Genomic DNA, 19,328 nt, shown 5'->3' with positions numbered 1-19,328 from the left:
CAGCCGGCCTACTTGCCGAACATCACCCACAGCAGCGCCAGCACCATGATCGTGGCCAGCACGGCCAGCGTGATCTTGAGGGCGCTGTAGGGGCGCTCGCCCGCAATCTGGCCCGTGTAGCCGTTGGCGATGATCTGGAAGGTCTTGCTGCCGTAGGTGTAGCCCACCAGCCAGACCGGCACGAGGATGTGCTTGAAGGTGCGGCCCTGGTACTCGCGCTGCATCTGCAGGTTGCGGTAGGTGTCGCCGGGCACCTGGCGCGCGCACAGGGCGCGCAGCTGCTCGTCCATGTCCTGCACGTTGACCTGGGCGGCCTTGCCCAAGTCGATCTGGTAGCGCTCCACGGTCCATCCGCGCACGAACTCGGGCGTGTAGGGCTTGAGGTCGGTGGTCGTGGGAAAGGGCTCCACCTGGCGCAGCAGGTTGGCGTGCACGCCCACGGTGCCGGGCACCAGCTCGTCGTCGAAGAAATGGGCGAGGCTGCCCGAGGCCGGCTCCCAGCGCACATGGCGCACCTGGCGCGTCTGCACGTTGCCGTTGCTGTCGCGGTAGGACTCGGTGGTGTAGTAGTAGAAGCCCGCCTCGGCCTGCCAGTCGGCGCTGGCGTGGGCGTCGAAGGTCCAGTAGGGCAGGTAGACGCCGTGCAGCGTGTCGGTCAGCGCGGCGGACTTCAGGCGGTTGGGCGCGAACCAGCGGCTGCCGTACCACTGGCGGATGCGGTCGCGGATCTGGCCGTCGCTGATCTTGAAGGGCAGGATGCTCTGCGGTGTGATGGCATCGCCCTGGTCCTCATGGGCGACGATGGAGGGCGAGCCGCAGAAGTCGCAGCGCTGGGCCACGGTGCGGTTCACGAAGACCGAGATCGCGCGGCAGTTCTGGCACTGGACCTCGTAGCGGTCCTCCGTGCCCCAGCCCCGGCCGGACTTGGGGTTGCGCAGCGCCTCGGCCAGGTCCTGCTCGACCACATCGCGGCCCAGTTCCTCGCGCGTTTCCTCGCTCCAGGGCACCGTGGTGCCGCAGTACGGGCACTTGAGCGCCTGGGCCTGGGCATTCCATTCGAGGTTGGCGCCGCATTCGGGGCAGGGGTGCTTGCGCACCATGGCCGGCGCGGCGGCTGCGGCCTCCCAGGAACCGGAGGCGGGGGAAGTCGAGGTGCTGGAGGAACTGGAGGAGGGCGCGCTCACGGCATCGGTCCTGGAAAACGGGACGCGGCGTCAGGCAGGGCCTGGCGCCGCAAAGGGTCAAGACACGGAAATGTCAGCCGCGCAGGAAGTCATCGAGTGCGGCTTGCGCAATGCGCCACTGGCTGCCGATCTGGCGTGCCTTGAGGTTGCCGGCCTGGATCTCGGCCAGCACATCGGCCTCGCTCACACCCAGCACTTGGGCCGCCTGTGCCGGGGTCAGCACCTGCAGTCCACCGGCGGCGGGCGCTGCGGGGGCCTGGGCCGCCTGTGCGGCAGCGGGCGAGAACGGGTCGGACGCCTGGCCCTGGCCGGCCGGTGCGCCACCGGCACCGCCGCCGCTTTGCATGCTCTTCATCATCTCCTGCGCCATGCCGAAGCCCATGGCCATGGTGGCGGGCAGGGTGGCTGCGGCAGCGCCTTCGCCGCCCGTGGTCATGGCCTGGCCCATCTGGTATTTGACGTAGTCGTTGAGGTTGCCGATGGCCGTCATGCTGGAGCGCTTGTCGATGGCCTGCTCCACCTCGGGCGGCACGGACACGTTCTCCAGCACGAAGCTGGTGATCTCCAGGCCGTACTTGTCCGTCATGGCCGGGTTGATCAGCGGCAGCAGCGCATCGCCCAGCTCGCCATAGCGCTGGGCCACGTCCAGCACAGGCACCTGGGCCTTGGCCAGCGACTCGGTGAACACGCTGATGATGCGCGAGCGCATGGTGTCGGCGAACTCGTCGATGCGGAAGTTCTGGTCCGTGCCCGCCACTTCCTTGAGGAACTTGGCCGGCTCGACGATGCGGAAGTCATAGGTGCCGAAGGCGCGCAGGCGCACGGCGCCGAAGTCCTTGTCGCGCACCATCACGGGGTTGGAGGTGCCCCACTTGTTGCCCGTGAACAGGCGCGTGTTGATGAAGTAGACATCGCACTTGAACGGCGAGTTGAAGCCGTACTTCCAGCCCTGGATGGTGGACAGGATGGGAATGTTCTGCGTGGTCAGCGTGTGCTTGCCGGGGCTGAACAGGTCGGCGTACTGGCCGGCCGAGACAAACTGCACCTGCTGCGACTCACGCACGATGAGCTGGGCGCCGTTCTTGATTTCCTTGTCGTCGTCGGGCCAGCGGTAGGAGAGCGTGTCGCGCGAGTCATCGGTCCACTCGATGATCTCTATCAGTTGCTTGGTGATGATGTTCATCAGGTTCATGGCAGGCTCCGAAACGGTGGTGGTCCACGACAAAAAAGGTCAATGGGCCATTCTAGGCGGCGTGCATGGCGGCGGGGAGAACGGCCACCGGCCGCTGCCCCGGTGAATTGTCAAAAAATGATCCGGATGCGTCGTGCAAGGCGGGCTTTCGGGGCTTCGCGCGCCACGGCCTTTGCCGGCATGTGTCGCCTGCTCCGTTTTTTGATGCAGATCGCCCTGTGGAGCGTCTGCCGTGGGGCCGCAGGCCCGCGCCACGGCGCAGGGCCGGGCGGCGCCTTAAAATCGTCGTTTGCGCGGCGCGAGCCGCCTCTCATTCACCGGCGCGGCCCCGGCCTGCGTGCGACGCCTGAAACAAGTCATGCTCACTTTCCAACAAATCATCCTCAAGCTGCAGTCCTACTGGGCCGACCAGGGCTGCGCGCTGCTCCAGCCCTATGACATGGAAGTGGGCGCGGGCACCTCGCATACCGCCACCTTCCTGCGCGCCCTGGGCCCCGAGCCCTGGAAGGCCGCCTACGTGCAGCCCAGCCGCCGCCCCAAGGACGGCCGCTACGGCGACAACCCCAACCGCCTGCAGCACTACTACCAGTTCCAGGTCGTGCTCAAGCCCGCGCCCGACAACATCCTGGAGCTGTACCTGGGCTCGCTCGAGGCCCTGGGCTTCGATCTCAAGAAGAACGACATCCGCTTTGTCGAGGACGACTGGGAAAACCCCACGCTGGGCGCCTGGGGCCTGGGCTGGGAAGTCTGGCTCAACGGCATGGAGGTGACTCAGTTCACCTACTTCCAGCAGGTCGGCGGCATCGACTGCAAGCCCGCCACCGGCGAGATCACCTATGGTCTGGAGCGCCTGGCCATGTACCTGCAGGGCGTGGACAACGTCTACAACCTGACCTGGACCGACGGCCTGAGCTACGGCGACGTCTACCACCAGAACGAGGTGGAGCAGTCCACCTACAACTTCGAGCACTCGGACGCCGACTTCCTGTTCACCGCCTTCAGCGCCCACGAAAAGCAGGCCAACCACCTGATCGGCGAACAGCTGGCGCTGCCGGCCTACGAGCAGGTGCTCAAGGCCGCCCACACCTTCAACCTGCTCGATGCGCGCGGCGCCATCAGCGTGACGGAGCGTGCCGCCTACATCGGCCGTATCCGCAACCTGGCCCGCGCCGTGGCCAAGGCCTATATGGACAGCCGTGCGCGCCTGGGCTTCCCCATGGCGCCCAAGGCCCATGCCGACGAAGTGCTGGCCGAGCTAGCCAAGGCCGCCGAACAACAGGGCAAGAAGGCCGCCTGAGGCGGACACCGCTGCACCGAGAGAACATCAGACCATGAACGCATCGAATCTTCTTGTTGAACTGTTTGTCGAAGAGCTGCCCCCGAAGGCGCTGCAAAAGCTGGGCGACGCCTTTGCCGGCGTGCTGTTCGAGCAGCTCAAGGCCCAGGGCCTGCTGGCCTCCAGCGAAGCGCGCCTGACGGCCTATGCCTCGCCGCGCCGCCTGGCCGCCCACATCACCGAAGTCTTGCCTCAGGCCGAGGACAAGGCCGTGTCGCAAAAGCTCATGCCCGTCTCCGTGGGCCTGGACGCCGACGGCAAGCCCACGCCCGCCCTGATCAAGAAGCTGGCCGCCCTGGGTGCCGGCGAAGAAGCCGTTGCCGGCCTGACCCGCCAGGGCGAAGGCAAGGCCGAAGCCCTGTTCCACGCCTCCACCGTGCGCGGCGTGATGCTGGCCGATGGCGTGCAAAAGGCGCTGGACGAAGCCATTGCCAAGCTGCCCATCCCCAAGGTCATGCGCTACCAGCTGGCCGACGGCTGGAGCAGCGTCCATTTCGTGCGCCCGGCCCACGGCCTGGTGGTGCTGCACGGCACCGAGGTGCTGATCGGCGTCAAGGCCCTGGGCCTGACGGCCGGCACGGCCACGCATGGCCACCGCTTCGAGGCGGCGGTCGATCCCGTGGTCATCCGCTCCGCCGATGACTACGCCGCGCAGCTGCGCGAGGAAGGCGCCGTCATCGCCAGCTTCGCCGAGCGCCGTGCCGAGATCGCGCGCCAGCTGCAGGCCGCTGCCGAGCGCCTGGGCGGCGGTGTCCGTCCCATCGAGGACGAGGCCCTGCTGGACGAAGTCACGGCCCTGGTCGAGCGCCCCAATGTGCTGGTCTGCGAGTTCGAGAAGGAATTCCTCGACGTGCCGCAGGAATGCCTGATCCTCACCATGAAGGCCAACCAGAAGTACTTCCCGCTGCTGGACGCCGCCGGCCGGCTCACCCACCAGTTCCTGGTGGTCAGCAACATCAGCCCCCAGGATGCCAGCGCCGTCATCGGCGGCAACGAACGCGTGGTGCGTCCGCGCCTGGCCGACGCCAAGTTCTTCTTCGACCAGGACCGCAAGAAGACCCTGGCCTCGCGCGTGGACGGGCTGGGCAAGGTGGTCTACCACAACAAGCTCGGCACCCAGGGCGAGCGCGTGGAGCGCGTGCGCTCCATCGCCAAGAGCATTGCCCGCCAGCTGGGCGATACGGGCCTGGCCCAGCAGGCCGACCTGGCCGCGCAACTGGCCAAGACCGACCTCGTGACCGACATGGTGGGCGAGTTCCCCGAACTGCAGGGCACCATGGGCCGCTACTACGCGCTCAACGATGGCCTGGACGTGGCCGTGGCCGATGCCATCGAGGACCACTATAAGCCCCGCTTTGCGGGCGACGAACTGCCGCGCGGCAACGCCGGCGTGGTTGTGGCCCTGGCCGACAAGCTGGAAACCCTGGTCGGCATGTTCGGCATCGGCAACCTGCCCACGGGCGACCGCGACCCGTTCGCGCTGCGCCGCCACGCCCTGGGCGTGATCCGCATGCTGGTCGAGAAGGACCTGGCGCTGGATCTGGAAACCCTGCTGGTCAGCGTGCTGCCCGCCTTCGGCGACAAGATCGAGGACGCCACGCCCCAGCTGGCCGACTTCATCTACGACCGCCTGGCCGGCAACCTGCGCGAGCAGGGCTTCTCGGCCCAGGAAGTGGACTCCGTGCTGGCCCTGCGCCCGCAGCGCCTGTCCGACGTGCAAAAGCGCCTGGAAGCCGTGCGCGCCTTCGGCGAGCTGCCCGAGGCACCGTCCCTGGCCGCCGCCAACAAGCGCGTGGGCAACATCCTCAAGAAGGCCGACCAAGCCGTGCAGGCCCAGGTCGACGCGGCCGTGCTGGCCGAGGTGGCCGAGAAGGACCTGTACGCAGCCCTGCAATCGGTGGCGCCCAAGGCGCAGCAGCAGTTTGCTGCCGGCGACTACACGGCCAGCCTGCAGACCCTGGCCGCGCTGCGCGCCCCGGTCGATGCCTTCTTCGAGCATGTGATGGTCAACGCCGAAGACCCGGCGCTCAAGGCCAACCGCCTGGGCCTGCTGGCCACGTTGCACGAAGCCATGAACCGCGTGGCGGACCTTTCGCGACTGGCGTAAATGGAGCACCCCCTGAGGCGCTTCGCGCCTTCCCCCCGTGGCACGGCGCCTCTCTACTTGCTTCGCAAGGGAGGGGGACGACACCCTCGGTGCGGGGCGGCGCGGCCGGCCTAGGCCCTTCCTCGGTGTCCCTCGTCTTGGGACGCGCGCAATTGAGTTCTGACATTCTTGGGACCCGACCATGAAAATTGCGATCCTGGACCGTGACGGAACCCTCAACCAGATCGGTGAAGAGGGGTTCATCGGCTCGGCCGAGGCCTGGAAGGCCCAGCGCGGTGCGCTGGAAGCCGTGGCGCGCCTGAACCGGGCCGGCTGGCATGTGGTGGTCGCCACCAACCAGCCGGGCCTGGGTCGGGGCCTGTTCGACGTGACCGAGCTCAATGCCGTGCACGCGCGCATGCACCGCGAAATGGCGGCGGCAGGCGCGCGCGTCGATGCGGTTTTCTACTGCCCCCATGCGCCGGACGAGGAATGCCATTGCCGCAAGCCCGGCACGGCGCTGTTCGAGCAGATTGCCGAGCGCTTCGGCGTCGAGGGGCAGCAGCTGTGGGTCATAGGTTCCTGCGTGGCCCACCTGCAGGCCGGAGCGGCCATGGGCGCACGCCTGCACCTGGTCTGCACGGGCGTCAGCGCCGGAGTGTCTCTGGACGGCGAACTTCCGCCCGGATTGCCTGCCGGCACCCGGCGCCATGCCAGCCTGGCCGCGCTGGCCGATGCGCTGGTTCCGGCAGATGCCGCACCGGCTCCCTGAACGCCTGAACGGCGCTTTGTCCATGCGCCGCCGGCCTGCTGTCCTGCGCACAATGCTATCTTTGTGAATTCCGATTCCTGAGGGCGCAAGGCCCGGGCCAGCCGCCCGGCCGCTGCGCCGCTTTCTGCACCACACTGCCGCCATGTCCCTGATCCGCTCCACCCTCCACATGCTCTGGATGGGCATCACCGTGATCCCCTACACCCTGGCCGTGCTGCTCACGCGCTGGCTGGGCGGCGGGCCGCGCCGCGTCTATGCCGTGGCGCGCGCCTGGCTCAAGCTGTCGGTGGACAGCGCCCGCGTGATCATGGGCGTGCGCCACCGCGTGCAGGGCATGGAGAACCTGCCCACCGACCCCAAGCAGGGCGTGGTGCTGCTGGTCAAGCACCAGTCCACCTACGAAACCTTCCTCATGCCGGCGATCATGCCGCGCCCGCTGGCCTATGTGTTCAAGAAGGAACTGCTCATGGTGCCCTTCTTCGGCTGGTCCATCGGCAGCATGGACATGATCCATATCGACCGAAAGCACGGGTCGCGCGCATTCCACAAGGTCGTGGAGCAGGGCCGGCGCCTGCTGGCCCAGGGCACCTGGGTCATCATGTTCCCCGAAGGCACGCGCATCCCGCGCGGCGAACGCGGCGAGTACAAGACCGGCGCCACGCGCCTGGCCATCATGACCGGCGTGCCCGTGGTGCCCATTGCCGTCACCTCGGCCAAGTGCTGGCCGCGCAAGGCCTTCATCAAGACCCCGGGCGTGGTCGATGTCTCCATAGGCAAGCCCATCCCTTCCGTGGGCCGCAAGCACGAGGAGCTGATGGTGGAAGTCGAAAACTGGATCGAATCCGAGATGCAGCGCCTCGACCCCGAGGCCTACCGCGCCTGAGGCAGGAGTCGGCATGGCGGACACGGCACAGCGTTCCTGGGACTGGTTGGTGCCGCCCGCCGTGGAAAGACAGGACGGCGGGCTGAGGCCGCGCCGTGAGCGATCCGCTCAACCCGAAGCGCCGCAGGCTTTGCCTGCACCTGCACCTGCACCCACCCCGCCCGCCGGCTCCGTGCACAGTTCCTTCGTTCATCCGCAAGCCAACCAGCAGGCGGTTCTCCAGGGGCAGGTGCTGCACTTTCGGTTGCAGCGGTCGCGCCGGCGCACCATAGGCTTCACCATCGGCGCGCAGGGGCTGGTGGTCAGCGCGCCCGCATGGGTGAGCATGACGGCCATCGGGCAGGCACTGGATGCGAAGTCGGGCTGGATACTGCGCAAGCTCCAGGAGGCCGGGCAGCGCCAGCGGGCCCAGCAGTCGGCACGCATCCGGTGGGAGCACGGCGGCGAGATCGACTATCTGGGGCGTCCCCTGGCACTGCTTCTCACCGGTGGCGAAGCCCAGCCGCTGCGCACCCGCCAGGTCCACCGCGAACAGGCGGCCGACGGCAGCCAGTCCCTGCACCTGCCCCTGGCGCCAGACGCATCAGCTGCCGAGGTGCGTGCCTGCGTGCAGGCCTGGATGCTGCGCGAGGCCCGCTCCTGGTTCACGGCCAGCCTGCAGCGCCATGCGCCGCTGCTGGGCGTGCAATGGACCAGCCTGCGCCTGACCAGCGCGCGCACGCGCTGGGGCAGCGCCAACACCGCAGGGGCCATCCGCCTGAACTGGCGGCTCATGCAGCACACGCCCGAGGTCATCGACTACGTGGTCGTGCACGAGCTGTCCCACCTGCGCCACATGGACCACAGTCCGCGCTTCTGGGCCACGGTGGCCAGCGTGATGCCGGGCTGGGAGGCGCAGCGCCAGGTGCTGCGCGACAGGCTGCTGCCGCCCTGGGAATAGGCGACTCGGGCACCGGCGAGGCGGCGCCGGTCGGGCTGGACGGTTATTCTTGCCGGGCACACAACCGCGTCCTATCAAGAAAGCCCATCCATGTCCGCAAACGCTCCCGTTCCCGCAGCCATTCCCCTGACCGTCCAGCCCGCACAGGGCTATGCCGGCGACATTCCTCCCGAACTTGCCTGGCAATGGCTGCAATCCGGCGAAGCCGCGCTGGTGGACGTGCGCACCGATGCCGAGCGCGAGTGGGTGGGCCGCGTACCCGGCGCCGTGGCCGTGGCCTGGAAGCAGTGGCCGTCCATGGCCATGAACCCCGATTTCGACAGCCAGCTGCGCGCCGCCGTGCCTGAAGGCGGCAAGGTGGTCCTGCTGTGCCGCAGCGGCGTGCGCTCGGTGGCCGCTGCCCAGCGCGCAGCGCAACTGGGCATCGAGGCCTACAACATCCTCGAAGGCTTCGAGGGCGATGTGGACGCCAACGGCCAGCGCGGCCATGTCGGCGGCTGGCGCCTGCGCGGCCTGCCCTGGCGCCAGTAAGCCGGCGCCAGCCTGTCGTCGCTCAGAGCTGCGGCTGCGCGAACCCCAGCGCCGCCGCCCGGGCGGCCACCATGTCCACCAGGGCCTGGGCCGGTCCCGACAGCGTGGCCTGCGAGCGCATGGCCAGCAGCAGCCGGCGCCGGGTGTTGAGCGCCCCCAGCGGGCGCAGCCGCAGTGCCCGCGCGGCCAGGTGCGGCGCGGTGGCCGCGCGCGGCAGGATGGCCAGGCCCAGGCCCACCGAGACCATGTGGCACATGGCATCGAAGCTGCGCACCTGGATGCGGATCCGCACGGGCCGGTTGATGGATTCGGCCTCAGCCGCAATGCGCCGCATCAGCGAGGTGGAGCGGGCCAGGCTCACGAAGTCGTGGTCCAGCACGGTGGCCAGGGGCACGGGGGAGTCGTCGTCCGTGTCCAGCGCATGGCCGCGCGGCATGACCAGCACCAGCTCGTCCACATCGCAGACCTGGGTGCTCAGCCCTTCCAGGGGCGTGTTCTCCCCGATGATGGCCAGCTCGGCCACGCCGCTGAGCACGGCGCGCACGGATTCCTCGCTGAGCGCGTCTTCCAGGTCCACCGAGACACCCGGGTGGGCCGCCATGAAGTCGGCCAGCAGCCGGGGCAGAAAGCCTGCGAACGCCGAGTTGTTGGCCCACAGGCGCAACTGGCCCGTGGCGCCGCTGCGAAAGTCGTCCATGGCCAGGGCCAGATGTTCCAGCCGGGCCACCACGTCCACGGCATGGTGGTACATGCTCTGGCCGGCGGGCGTGGGCGTGACGCCGCGCTTGCTGCGCACCAGCAGGGTCACGCCGCAGTGCTGCTCCAGCTCGGCCACGCGCTTGCTGGCGGCTGCCAGTGACAGCCCCAGCGTGCGCGAGCCCGCCGTCAGGCTGCCGGCATCGACCACGGCCACATACAGGCGCAGTGTCAGCAGATCGAAGCGGTGGAGGTTGATCATTCCCATCCTCCACCAGAGACGAAGGATGGATCAACGAGATACGGCTGTTCGACCGCGAGCAGGCCCGCAAGAATGCGCCGGTACAAAGAGAACATGGAGACAAGCATGAATCGACGCATTGTGCTGCAGGCCGCCGGCCTGGCAGCGGCCGCCCTGCTGGGCGCAGGAACCGTCCAGGCCCAGGCCTTTCCAGCCAAGTCCATCACCCTCGTGGTCCCCAATCCGCCCGGAGGCGTGGTGGACACGGCGGCACGCCTGGCGTCCGATCCGATGTCGCGCCTGCTGGGGCAGTCGGTCGTGGTGGACAACCGGGGCGGGGCCAGCGGCAACATTGCCTACCAGATGGTGGCCAGGGCACCCAAGGACGGCTACACGCTGCTGGCTTCGTATTCGGCCTACCACGTGGGCAATCCGGCGCTGTTTCCCAAGCTGCCCTGGGCCCAGTCCGAGCTGGTGCCCGTGGGACTGATCGTGGCCGCCACCAATGTGATCGCCGTCCATCCTTCGGTGCCGGCGAACAATCTGCAGGAGTTCATTGCCTACCTGCGCAAGAACCCGGGCAAGGTCAACTATGCGTCGCAGGGCAATGGCTCGCTGTCGCACGTGGGCACGGCCGTGTTCGCCCAGGTGACCCAGACCCAGATCACGCATGTGCCCTACAAGGGGTCCGGCCCGGCCATCCAGGACGTGCTGGGCGGCCAGGTGCAGATGTTCATCACCACGCCGCCTTCGGTGCTGGGCCATGTGCAGACGGGCAAGCTCAGGGCCCTGGCCGTGACCAGCAAGACGCGCCATCCCATGCTGCCCGATGTGCCCACCACCGCAGAAGCGGGCCTGCCGGGCTTCGAGCTGGAGGCCTGGGTCGGCCTGTTCGCGCCTGCGGGCACACCGCCCGACGCCATCGCCAGGCTGTCGGACGCGCTCAAGACCTCCCTGGAGTCGCCCGACGTGCAAAAGCGCGCGGCCCTGCAGGGCGTGGAGCCGCGATTCCTCGGCCCGCAGGCGCTGGCCGCCCTGGTCCAGCGCGAGACGGACCACTGGGGCAAGGTCATCAAGGCCAACCACATCACGATGGATTGACATGACAGCCAAAACCCATTTCCGTATCGGGCAGATCGTGCCCAGCTCCAACACCACGATGGAGACCGAGATCCCCGCCATCCTGCGGGCCCGCGAGGCCCTGGCTCCCGAGCGTTTCACCTTTCACTCCAGCCGCATGCGCATGAAGCATGTGACCAAGGAGGAGCTGGCTGCCATGGACGGCGACAGCGACCGCTGCGCGCTGGAACTGTCGGATGCGCGTGTCGATGTGCTCGGCTATGCCTGCCTGGTGGCCATCATGAGCATGGGGCGCGGCTACCACCGTGTCTCCGAGACGCGCCTGCACCAGCGCACCGTGGACAACGGCGGCCCCGCGCCTGTGGTCACCAGCGCCGGCGCCCTGGTCGATGGCCTGCACGCCATCGGCGCGAAGAAGGTGGCGCTGCTGGCGCCCTACATGAAGCCGCTGACGCAGCTGGTCATCGACTACATAGAGAACGAAGGCATCGAAGTGGTGGACAGCATCTCGCTGGAGATTGCCGACAACCTGCAGGTGGGCGCCCAGGATGCGCGCGCACCCATCGAAATCACGCGGCGCCTGAACACGGCCAATGCCGACGCGGTCATCGCCTCGGCCTGCGTGCAGATGCCCTCGCTGGCCTCGGTGCAGCCCATCGAGGACCGCGTGGGCCTGCCGGTACTGTCTTCCTCGGTGGCCACGACGTTCATGATGCTCAAGCGCCTGGGCTTGCCGACAGCCGTTCCGGGGTTCGGTGCGCTGTTGAGCGGTAAATACTGAATCTTTCCTTGAGAAAGGCCGCTATTGCGGCCTTTCTCGGAGCGGGGTAGGTCTAATTCGCGGCATCCAGAACTGGCATGAGCCAGGTCAGAGACACCGAGCAAGGGCCGCCCCGCCGCGAGGGTGTCGTCCCCCTCAGGGGGAAGCGGCGACGCCGCTCAGGGGGGGCTTAGATTGCCGGAATGCGCAGCTTCTGGCCGGGGTAGATCTTGTCGGGGTGGCTCAGCATGGGCTTGTTGGCCTCGAAGATCACCGGGTACTTGTTGGCATCGCCATAGAACTTCTTGGCAATGGCCGACAGCGTGTCGCCGCGCACCACGTCGTGGTACTGGGCTTCGGGCTCGGGGTTGGTCACCGTCATCTGGTTGTCCACGGACTGCACGCTGGAGACGTTGCCGCAGCACAGCGTCACCTTTTCCTTGGCCGCCTGGGTAGGTGCCGTGCCCAGCACCGTGACCTTGCCCTGCGAGCCGTCGAACTGCACCTTCACGTCACTGACGCCCAGGTTCTGCGTGCCGATATAGGTCTCGATGGCCTTGGCCGCCTTGGCATTCAGGTCTTGCGCAGGCTCGGCTGCCTGTGCGGCGCTGCCGCCGAACAGCTTTTCGCCGGCTTCCTTGATGAAACTGAAAAGTCCCATGGGTGACTCCTGTTGGTGGGTGGAAAAACGGAAAGGCCAATGTAACGCCTAACAGTGGCAGCGCGCGCTGCCGGGCAGGAGCGCTCCCGGATTTTTGACATTTGCGCCATTCTTGCGTTCACGTCCTCACTCAGTTGTCGTCCATGGCTGACGCTATCCTCCGGAAAACTCCGATAATCCCGCCCATGACTTTTTTGGCCATAGACATCGGCAACACCCGCTTGAAATGGGCGATGTACGACGCGCATCGGCCTGGCGCTGCCCTGCTGGCGCACGGCGCCGAGTTCCTTGAGCACATCGAGCACCTGGCCGAAGGGCCGTGGAGCGACCTGCCCACGCCCACGCGCATGCTGGGCTGCGTGGTGGCTGGCGACACGGCGCGACGGCGCGTGCACGACCAGATCGACATGATGCTGGGCTGGGATTTCGAGCCGCAGTGGGCCGTGCCCAGCGCAGCCGAGGCCGGCGTCACCAATGGCTACGATTTTCCGTCGCGCCTGGGTGCGGACCGCTGGGTGGCCATGATCGGTGCGCGCCAGCACATCCTGCAGCGCGGCCCCGAGCGGCCCCTGATCGTGGTCATGGTCGGCACGGCCGTCACCGTGGACGCGCTGGACCAGCATGGCCACTTCATGGGCGGGCTGATTCTTCCGGGCCACGGCATCATGCTGCGCGCCCTGGAAAGCGGCACGGCCGGCCTGCATGTGCCCACGGGCGCGGTCACGCCATTTCCCACCAACACCAGCGACGCCCTGACCAGCGGCGGCACCTACGCCATCGCCGGTGCCGTGGAGCGCATGTACCAGCATCTCTACATGCACTGCAGCATGGAGCCTGCCTGCGTCATGGCCGGCGGCGCCGGCTGGAAGATGGTGCCCAGCATGACGCGGCCTTTCGAACTGGTGGACAACCTCATCTTCGAGGGGCTGCTGGTCATGGCCCAGCGCCGTTGGGGTGATGCCAGCGGCCTGCCCGCGGAGGCGGTGAAGGCGGCTTGAAGCCGCCTTGAACCACCTGACAACGCCTGAACCCGCCTGAGGCCACTTTTCATCGTGCAGCGCAGCATCGCGCCGCACGATTGCGCGCGTAACAGTTGATGACGGGAAGGCGGCGCCCCTGGGTGTCGCATGCTATGCCTTTGGCGGGGGATGCGGCGACAGTGGATAATCCGCGGCAATGTCTTCCACCAATCACCTCATGGAACCGATTGCCGCTGTCGAAGCCCCGATCAAGGGGCGGCTGGGCGAACGCCTCCTTTCCGCCGGCAAGCTGAACGAGCGCGATCTGCAAAACGCCCTGCAGGCGCAGCAGGAGTTGGGCGGCTACCTGGGCCAGGTGCTGGTACAGCTGGGTGTGGTGGCGGAAACCGACGTGGCCCAGGCGCTGGCCGAGCAGCTGCAGATGCGCTGGCTGCGTGCGGAAGAGTTTCCCGACCTGCTGCCCGACGTGCCGGGCCTGCTGGCCAGTTTTCTGGATGCGCAGTGCGTCTGCCCGATTTCGCTGCAGGACGGCGTGCTCGAAGTGGCCATGTCCGTGCCGCAGGACCCCTTCATCACCAAGGCGCTGCGCCTGGCCACGGGGCTGCAGATCAAGCCCGTGCTGGCGCTGGAGGCCGACATCCGCAAGGCACTGTCCGAAGCAGGCCAGGAACCCGAAGGGGAAGAAGGCCAGGACTGGGAATCGGACGCCACGGGTGGCGACTTCGTCGAACATCTGAAGGACCTGGCCAGCGAGGCGCCCGTCATCCGCCTGGTCACAGGCATCATTTCCCGCGCCATCGAGCTGCACGCCTCCGACATCCACCTCGAGCCCTTTGAAGCCGGCCTGCAGGTGCGCTACCGCATGGACGGCGTGATCCACGCGGCCGAACTCGTGCCGCCGCGCCTGAGCGCCGCCGTCGGCTCGCGCGTCAAGCTGCTGGCCCATCTGGATATTGCCGAGCGCCGCCTGCCGCAGGACGGCCGCATCAAGACCCGCGCCAAGGGCCGCGAACTGGACCTGCGCGTCTCCACCGCGCCCACAGTGCATGGCGAGAGCATCGTCATGCGGGTGCTGGACCGCGCCAGCGTGAGGCTGCGCCTGGAAAGCATGGGCTTCGAGGCGGACACGCTCGAGAAATTCAACACGCTGCTGGCCAAGCCGCACGGCATTGTGCTGGTCACGGGCCCCACGGGCTCTGGCAAGACCACCACGCTGTATGCAGCCCTGTCCAAGATCGACGCGGTTTCCAACAAGATCATCACCGTCGAGGACCCGGTCGAATACCAGCTCGACGGCATCAACCAGATCCAGGTCCATCCCCAGATCGACCTGACCTTCGCCAACGCCCTGCGCTCCATCCTGCGCCAGGACCCGGACATCATCATGATCGGCGAAATGCGTGACGGAGAAACCGCGCAGATCGCCGTGCAGTCCGCCCTGACAGGTCACCTGGTGCTGTCCACGCTGCACACCAACACCGCCGCAGGCGCCGTCACCCGCATGCGCGACATGGGGGTGGAGAGCTACCTGATCACCTCCTCGGTCAACGGCGTGCTGGCCCAGCGGCTGGTGCGCACGCTGTGCTCGCGCTGCAAGCAGCCCGACACACTGCCGACGGCCGCCATCGAGGGCAGCGGCCTCAAGCGCTTTCTGCGCGAGGGCTCGCCCATCTACCGCGCCGTCGGCTGCGAGCACTGCCGCGGCACGGGCTACAAGGGGCGTACCGGCATCCACGAACTCATGGTCATCGACGAGCCGCTGCGCCGCGCCATCATCGAAGGCCAGGATGCCAACGCCCTGCATGCCATGGCCGCCAAGAGCGGCATGCTGAGCCTCTATGACGACGGCCTGCGCAAGGTGGCTTCGGGCGTCACCACGCTCGACGAAGTGCTGCGCGTGACCCAGGACCAGAGCGATGCCTGATTACAGCTGGGAGGCCGTGGACAGCCGCGGTCAGATGGTCAAGGGCACTTTTTCCGCTGCGGCCGTGGCCGAGGTGGTGGTGCACCTGCGCAAGAGCCGCCTGTCGCCCATCAAGGTCGAGGAAGCCGCAAGCCTGGGCAATGTGCCGCTGGCGGCGCGTGCGCTCAAGAAAGGCCGCATCAAGGCCGACGACATCCAGGGCATGACCACCGAACTGGCCATCATGATGCGTGCCGGCCTGTCGCTGGACAATGCGCTCAAGGTCCTGGTGGAGATGAGCCACAAGGTGCAGATGCAGGCCATGCTCCAGTCCGTGCTCGACAGCGTCAAGGCCGGCATGCCGCTGAGCCAGGCGCTGGGCAAGCACCATGACCTGTTCGGCGACTTCTATATCAACATGGTGCGCTCGGGCGAGGCCAGCGGCCAGATGTCGGGCGTGCTCAACCGGCTGGTGGAACACATGGCGCGCCAGCGTGCCCTGCGCGACAGCGTGGTCTCGGCCACCATCTATCCGGCCATCCTGCTGGGCGTGGCCGTGCTGTCCCTGGTGGCCATGCTGGGCTTCGTGGTCCCGCAGTTCGAACAGCTCTTCAACGACATGGGCGACGCGCTGCCCCTTCCCACGCAGTTCGTGATGGGGTTGGGCCATGCGTTTCGCAGCTACGGCTGGGCGGTGTTCATCGTGCTGGGCGCGCTGGGCTGGGCCTTTTCCCGCTGGGCCAAGAGCCCCAAGGGCCGCCAGACCTGGCAATCGTGGCTGCTGGGCCTGCCGGGCCTGGGTGGCGTGGTGCGCAAGTACCAGCTCACCTTGTTCAGCCGATCGCTGGGCACGCTGCTGGGTAACGGCGTCACGCTGCTGACCGCACTGCGCATTGCCAGCGACACGGTCTCCAACGTCGCCATCCGCGAGCGCCTGGAAAAAATGGGTCCCATGGTCAAGGAAGGCCATCGCATGGCCCATGCTGCCCAGAAAACCGGAGAATTCGAGCCCCTGGCCCTGAATCTGGTGCGGGTGGGCGAGGAAACCGGCCGCCTGGGCGACATGATGCTGGAGCTGTCCAACATATTGAACCGCGAGGTCGAAAACGCGATCAAACGCCTCCTGACCATGCTGGAGCCGGCGCTGATCCTGGTCCTCGGTATCCTTATCGCCTCCATCATCGTGTCGATCCTGCTCGGAATCCTGTCCGTCAACGATCTGGCCGTCTGATGAATCTGAATTGTCTGAAAGGTATGTAGAAGATGATGCGCATGCAAAAGCAACTGTCCTCCCGCGCCCGCAAGCGTGGCTTCACGCTGATCGAACTGCTGGTCGTGCTGGCCATCCTGACCCTGCTGGCCGGCCTGGTCGGCCCCAAGGTGCTGAATCAGTTGGGCGGAGCCAAGACCAAGACGGCCGGCGTGCAGATTGCCGACATCGAAAAGGCGCTGGAGTTGTACAAGCTCGACGTGGGCCGCTATCCCACCTCGCAGCAGGGCCTGGACGCGCTGGTCAAGCAGCCGGCAGGTGCAGCAGGCTGGGCTGGCCCCTACCTCAAGGGTGGCGTGCCCAACGACCCCTGGAACAATCCCTACCGCTACACCTATCCGGCTGCCAACGGCGATGTGGAAATCCTCTCGCTGGGCTCGGACGGTGCTCCTGGCGGCGAGGGCGAGGCCTCTGACGTGCGCAACACCAAGTAACGCGTTGCGCAACACCCTTTCAGCAGCAGCCGTTGCCGTACCGTTTCGCCAAGGATGAGTCTTGAATCGCGTCCAGGGTTTCACGCTGATCGAACTGCTGGTGGTGTTCGCCATTCTCGGCGCGATCATCGGCATCATCCCGCCTGCCATGGGCAAGCTGCGCGATGCCGTGGACTACCGACAGACCGTACAGGATGTCACGGCCCTGCTGCGCAAGGCACGCCAGCAGGCCACGCTGCAGGGCATGCCCGTGACCTTTGCGGTCAATACGAATAGCCGCCAGTACGGTATCGCCGGGCAGGCCTCGGTGAGGCTGCCGGACAGCCTGACCGTGCAACTGACCACGGCGGCGGGCATGGCCCTGGCCGACGGCAGCCAGACCATCGTCTTCCTGCCGGAAGGCGGTGCCACGGGGGGCAGCATCTCTCTGGCCCGCGCGCAAAGCGGCGGTGGCGTGCGCCTGCGCGTTGACTGGCTGTCCGGCCAGGTCACCAAAGAGGCCCTGTAGTGAGTCGGCACGCCGGTTTCCGCCCCAGGATGCGGGGCATGACCCTGCTGGAGTTGCTGGTGGCGCTGTCCATCATGGCCCTCTCACTGGCCCTCATCTATCGCGCGGTCGGCGGCTCTGCGCGGGGCGTGGCCAAGCTGGAGCAGAACCAGGGCGTGGCCCTGCTGGCAGATTCGCTGATGGATGCATTTCCCATGGTAGATCCTGGAGGCACGCAGGCTTCGGGCCAGGATGGCGCCTATGCATGGCAGGTGGCCTCGGCACCTTTTCCCGTGGCCGATCTGCCCGAGACCGCAGTTCCGCTCCATGCCTTGCGCATCACCATCTCCGCCGAAGGGCGCAGCTGGGTCTTCGAGACTCTGCGCCCCCAGCGCCCATTGCAGCAGGGCGAGGTGGCACGATGAGCCGGCATGGCCGTTTGCCGGCAGGCCAGCGGGGCTTCACCCTGGTCGAGTTGCTGGTGGTCATGGCCTTGCTGTCCCTGCTCATGCTTGGACTGGCATCGGCCATGTCCACGGTTTCGCAGACGCAGGAGCGTGTCGATGCGCGGCTGGACCGCATGGACCATCAGCGCGTGTCCGTCGCTTTTCTGCGTTCCGTCCTGGGCCAGGCCTCTGCCATACGGCGGCAGGCGGGTCTGCGCAAGCAGGGCGAGAGCGAACTGTTCTTCGAAGGCGGCCCACAAGGTATGCGCTGGCTGGGTATCATGCCCGCGCGCTTCGGCATGGGTGGCCGAACCCACTTCCAGCTCTCGGTCGAGGGGGATGCTCTGGTGTTGCGCTTCGCGCCCTGGCAGGGGCCCGATGTCATGCCCGACTGGGGGCAGAGCCAGTCCTATGTGATTGATCGCGGTGTCACGGCTTTTGCCTTGCGTTACCAGAATGCCAAGCTGGGCGTGGCACATTGGCAGCCGCAATGGGGACCCGAGAAAGACAATGAAAAGGAGCTGCCATCCGCTGTGCAGATAGAGTTGCAGGCGGCGTCGGGTGTGTGGCCCATGATGGTCATCGCCATGCGCACACCGGTTGGATCGAACCCTCGAAGCGTTCTGATGCCTTCGTTCGGTGGAGGTCAGCAATGATGTCGCGCGTCAGACGGCGGGCGGCCGTGGCAAGGGACGATCAGGGCATGGCGCTGGTGCTGGTGCTCTGGATTGTCGCTGCACTGGCCATTTTTGCCAGCAGCCTGGGCGGGGTCGTCCGCCAGGAGGCTGCGGTTGGAGGGGTGACCCGCAACATGGCCGAAGGCCGGGCCGTGGGTGAGGCGGCGATTTACCTGACCTTGCAGCGCATGGCGGCCAGCCCGACAAACCTGAAGGCCTTTGAATCGGTGACGGTTCCGGTCGCGGGACGGATAATCCCGGTCGAAGTCATACCCTGGAGTGGCCTGGTCAACATCAACAATGCGCCGCCTGCCCTGCTGGCACTGGTGCTGTCCCGGTTTTCGGGACTCGGAAGCGGGCAGGCGGAAGCGATGGCCCAGGCCATTGTCCAGACCCGCGAGGAGATGAGGCGGCGCTCTATAAGAGTGCCTTTCGAAACCACTGAAGACCTGCTGCAGGTGCCCGGTATGACCTATGCCATCTACGCACCTCTGCGCCATTTCGTCGTCGCGGATTCAGATGGGCGCCCGGGCGTCAACCTCGAAGCATCGCCCCTGGCACTGAGGGCGGTGCTGGAGACGGCGGACGTGGGTGGGATTCGCCAGGCGCAGTCCAGTTCGCGGTACACCGTGATAGCGCGCGTTCCTTTTGAGGCAGCGGGGGCGGTGCTGGTCATGCGCCAGGTGGACGTGCGCCAGCAGCGGCCTATGGGGCAATTGCCGTGGACGGATTTCTCTTCCATGCAGGTATGGCAAGGACGTATGTAGTG

20 protein-coding genes are annotated in these 19,328 nt (G+C 67.0%); 16 read left to right on the top strand and 4 right to left on the bottom strand.

The window, feature by feature from the left end; all coding sequences use genetic code 11:
- Positions 1 to 8: 8 nt before the first annotated feature.
- Together AAN986_RS24670 and AAN986_RS24665 are read right to left on the bottom strand one after the other, a co-directional pair.
- Positions 9 to 1,184, bottom strand: coding sequence for a zinc ribbon domain-containing protein (locus AAN986_RS24670; RefSeq protein WP_013804246.1), 1,176 nt, complete (start codon positions 1,182 to 1,184; stop codon positions 9 to 11).
- A gap of 73 nt (positions 1,185 to 1,257) precedes the next feature.
- Positions 1,258 to 2,376, bottom strand: coding sequence for an SPFH and helix-turn-helix domain-containing protein (locus AAN986_RS24665; protein WP_047217774.1), 1,119 nt, complete (start codon positions 2,374 to 2,376; stop codon positions 1,258 to 1,260).
- A gap of 358 nt (positions 2,377 to 2,734) precedes the next feature.
- On the opposite strand from AAN986_RS24665, the gene glyQ reads away from it, so the two are divergent.
- The 6 genes from glyQ to AAN986_RS24635 all read left to right on the top strand — a co-directional run bounded on the left by glyQ (position 2,735) and on the right by AAN986_RS24635 (position 8,924).
- A complete protein-coding gene (gene glyQ / locus AAN986_RS24660; RefSeq protein ID WP_016446477.1) occupies positions 2,735 to 3,673 on the top strand; it encodes a glycine--tRNA ligase subunit alpha in 939 nt (312 codons plus the stop codon).
- Between the two features lie 34 nt (positions 3,674 to 3,707).
- A complete protein-coding gene (gene glyS / locus AAN986_RS24655; protein ID WP_047217736.1) occupies positions 3,708 to 5,819 on the top strand; it encodes a glycine--tRNA ligase subunit beta in 2,112 nt (703 codons plus the stop codon).
- A gap of 181 nt (positions 5,820 to 6,000) precedes the next feature.
- The gene (locus AAN986_RS24650; RefSeq protein ID WP_047217735.1) at positions 6,001 to 6,570 is read left to right on the top strand and encodes an HAD-IIIA family hydrolase; all 570 of its coding nucleotides are present in this window, start codon (positions 6,001 to 6,003) and stop codon (positions 6,568 to 6,570) included.
- 142 nt (positions 6,571 to 6,712) lie between these two features.
- Entirely contained in the window at positions 6,713 to 7,453 is a 741-nt protein-coding gene (locus AAN986_RS24645; RefSeq protein WP_016446474.1) for a lysophospholipid acyltransferase family protein, read from the top strand.
- A gap of 13 nt (positions 7,454 to 7,466) precedes the next feature.
- Positions 7,467 to 8,393 carry a SprT family zinc-dependent metalloprotease gene (locus tag AAN986_RS24640; protein ID WP_047217734.1) on the top strand — a complete coding sequence of 309 codons (927 nt, stop codon included), beginning with the start codon at positions 7,467 to 7,469 and terminating at the stop codon, positions 8,391 to 8,393.
- A 90-nt stretch (positions 8,394 to 8,483) separates the two neighbouring features.
- Positions 8,484 to 8,924, top strand: a complete 441-nt coding sequence (locus AAN986_RS24635) for a rhodanese-like domain-containing protein (RefSeq protein WP_017405953.1) — start codon at positions 8,484 to 8,486, stop codon at positions 8,922 to 8,924.
- 22 nt (positions 8,925 to 8,946) lie between these two features.
- Here the strand turns inward: AAN986_RS24635 and AAN986_RS24630 are convergent, their stop codons facing one another.
- On the bottom strand, positions 8,947 to 9,882 hold the full coding sequence (locus AAN986_RS24630; RefSeq protein ID WP_017405952.1) for a LysR family transcriptional regulator: 936 nt from the start codon (positions 9,880 to 9,882) through the stop codon (positions 8,947 to 8,949).
- A gap of 105 nt (positions 9,883 to 9,987) precedes the next feature.
- Between AAN986_RS24630 and AAN986_RS24625 the strand changes: the two genes are divergently transcribed.
- Positions 9,988 to 10,962, top strand: coding sequence for a tripartite tricarboxylate transporter substrate binding protein (locus AAN986_RS24625; protein ID WP_017405951.1), 975 nt, complete (start codon positions 9,988 to 9,990; stop codon positions 10,960 to 10,962).
- A gap of 1 nt (position 10,963) precedes the next feature.
- Positions 10,964 to 11,722 carry a maleate isomerase gene (locus AAN986_RS24620; RefSeq protein WP_016446470.1) on the top strand — a complete coding sequence of 253 codons (759 nt, stop codon included), beginning with the start codon at positions 10,964 to 10,966 and terminating at the stop codon, positions 11,720 to 11,722.
- A gap of 169 nt (positions 11,723 to 11,891) precedes the next feature.
- Here AAN986_RS24620 and lysM read toward each other — a convergent pair whose 3' ends face one another.
- Complete coding sequence (gene lysM, locus AAN986_RS24615) at positions 11,892 to 12,362, bottom strand: peptidoglycan-binding protein LysM (protein ID WP_016446469.1); 471 nt, start codon at positions 12,360 to 12,362, stop codon at positions 11,892 to 11,894.
- A gap of 185 nt (positions 12,363 to 12,547) precedes the next feature.
- Here lysM and AAN986_RS24610 point away from each other — a divergent pair, with 185 nt between their 5' ends.
- The 8 genes from AAN986_RS24610 (at position 12,548) to AAN986_RS24575 (ending at position 19,326) form a co-directional block, all read left to right on the top strand.
- Positions 12,548 to 13,360 carry a type III pantothenate kinase gene (locus AAN986_RS24610; RefSeq protein WP_016446468.1) on the top strand — a complete coding sequence of 271 codons (813 nt, stop codon included), beginning with the start codon at positions 12,548 to 12,550 and terminating at the stop codon, positions 13,358 to 13,360.
- A gap of 199 nt (positions 13,361 to 13,559) precedes the next feature.
- Positions 13,560 to 15,266, top strand: coding sequence for a type II secretion system ATPase GspE (gspE, locus tag AAN986_RS24605; protein ID WP_016446467.1), 1,707 nt, complete (start codon positions 13,560 to 13,562; stop codon positions 15,264 to 15,266).
- On the top strand, positions 15,259 to 16,476 hold the full coding sequence (locus AAN986_RS24600; protein ID WP_016446466.1) for a type II secretion system F family protein: 1,218 nt from the start codon (positions 15,259 to 15,261) through the stop codon (positions 16,474 to 16,476). Before gspE ends, AAN986_RS24600 begins: the two co-directional genes overlap by 8 nt.
- A gap of 32 nt (positions 16,477 to 16,508) precedes the next feature.
- Positions 16,509 to 16,949: a type II secretion system major pseudopilin GspG gene (gene gspG, locus AAN986_RS24595; protein WP_034365098.1), complete on the top strand. Its 441-nt coding sequence runs from the start codon at positions 16,509 to 16,511 to the stop codon at positions 16,947 to 16,949.
- A gap of 61 nt (positions 16,950 to 17,010) precedes the next feature.
- Positions 17,011 to 17,457 (top strand): GspH/FimT family pseudopilin, encoded by a 447-nt coding sequence (locus AAN986_RS24590; protein ID WP_034365095.1) that lies wholly within the window; start codon positions 17,011 to 17,013, stop codon positions 17,455 to 17,457.
- 29 nt (positions 17,458 to 17,486) lie between these two features.
- Positions 17,487 to 17,861: a type II secretion system protein gene (locus AAN986_RS24585; RefSeq protein WP_264675414.1), complete on the top strand. Its 375-nt coding sequence runs from the start codon at positions 17,487 to 17,489 to the stop codon at positions 17,859 to 17,861.
- Positions 17,858 to 18,538: a prepilin-type N-terminal cleavage/methylation domain-containing protein gene (locus AAN986_RS24580; protein ID WP_034365088.1), complete on the top strand. Its 681-nt coding sequence runs from the start codon at positions 17,858 to 17,860 to the stop codon at positions 18,536 to 18,538. The genes AAN986_RS24585 and AAN986_RS24580 overlap by 4 nt, the downstream gene beginning before the upstream one ends.
- Complete coding sequence (locus tag AAN986_RS24575; RefSeq protein ID WP_047217733.1) at positions 18,535 to 19,326, top strand: general secretion pathway protein GspK; 792 nt, start codon at positions 18,535 to 18,537, stop codon at positions 19,324 to 19,326. Before AAN986_RS24580 ends, AAN986_RS24575 begins: the two co-directional genes overlap by 4 nt.
- Positions 19,327 to 19,328 lie beyond the last annotated feature (2 nt).

This window comes from Delftia sp. DS1230 (assembly GCF_040112715.1).
GTDB classification, from domain to species: domain Bacteria; phylum Pseudomonadota; class Gammaproteobacteria; order Burkholderiales; family Burkholderiaceae_C; genus Comamonas; species Comamonas tsuruhatensis.
This window is presented reverse-complemented; position numbering and strand designations above follow the sequence as displayed.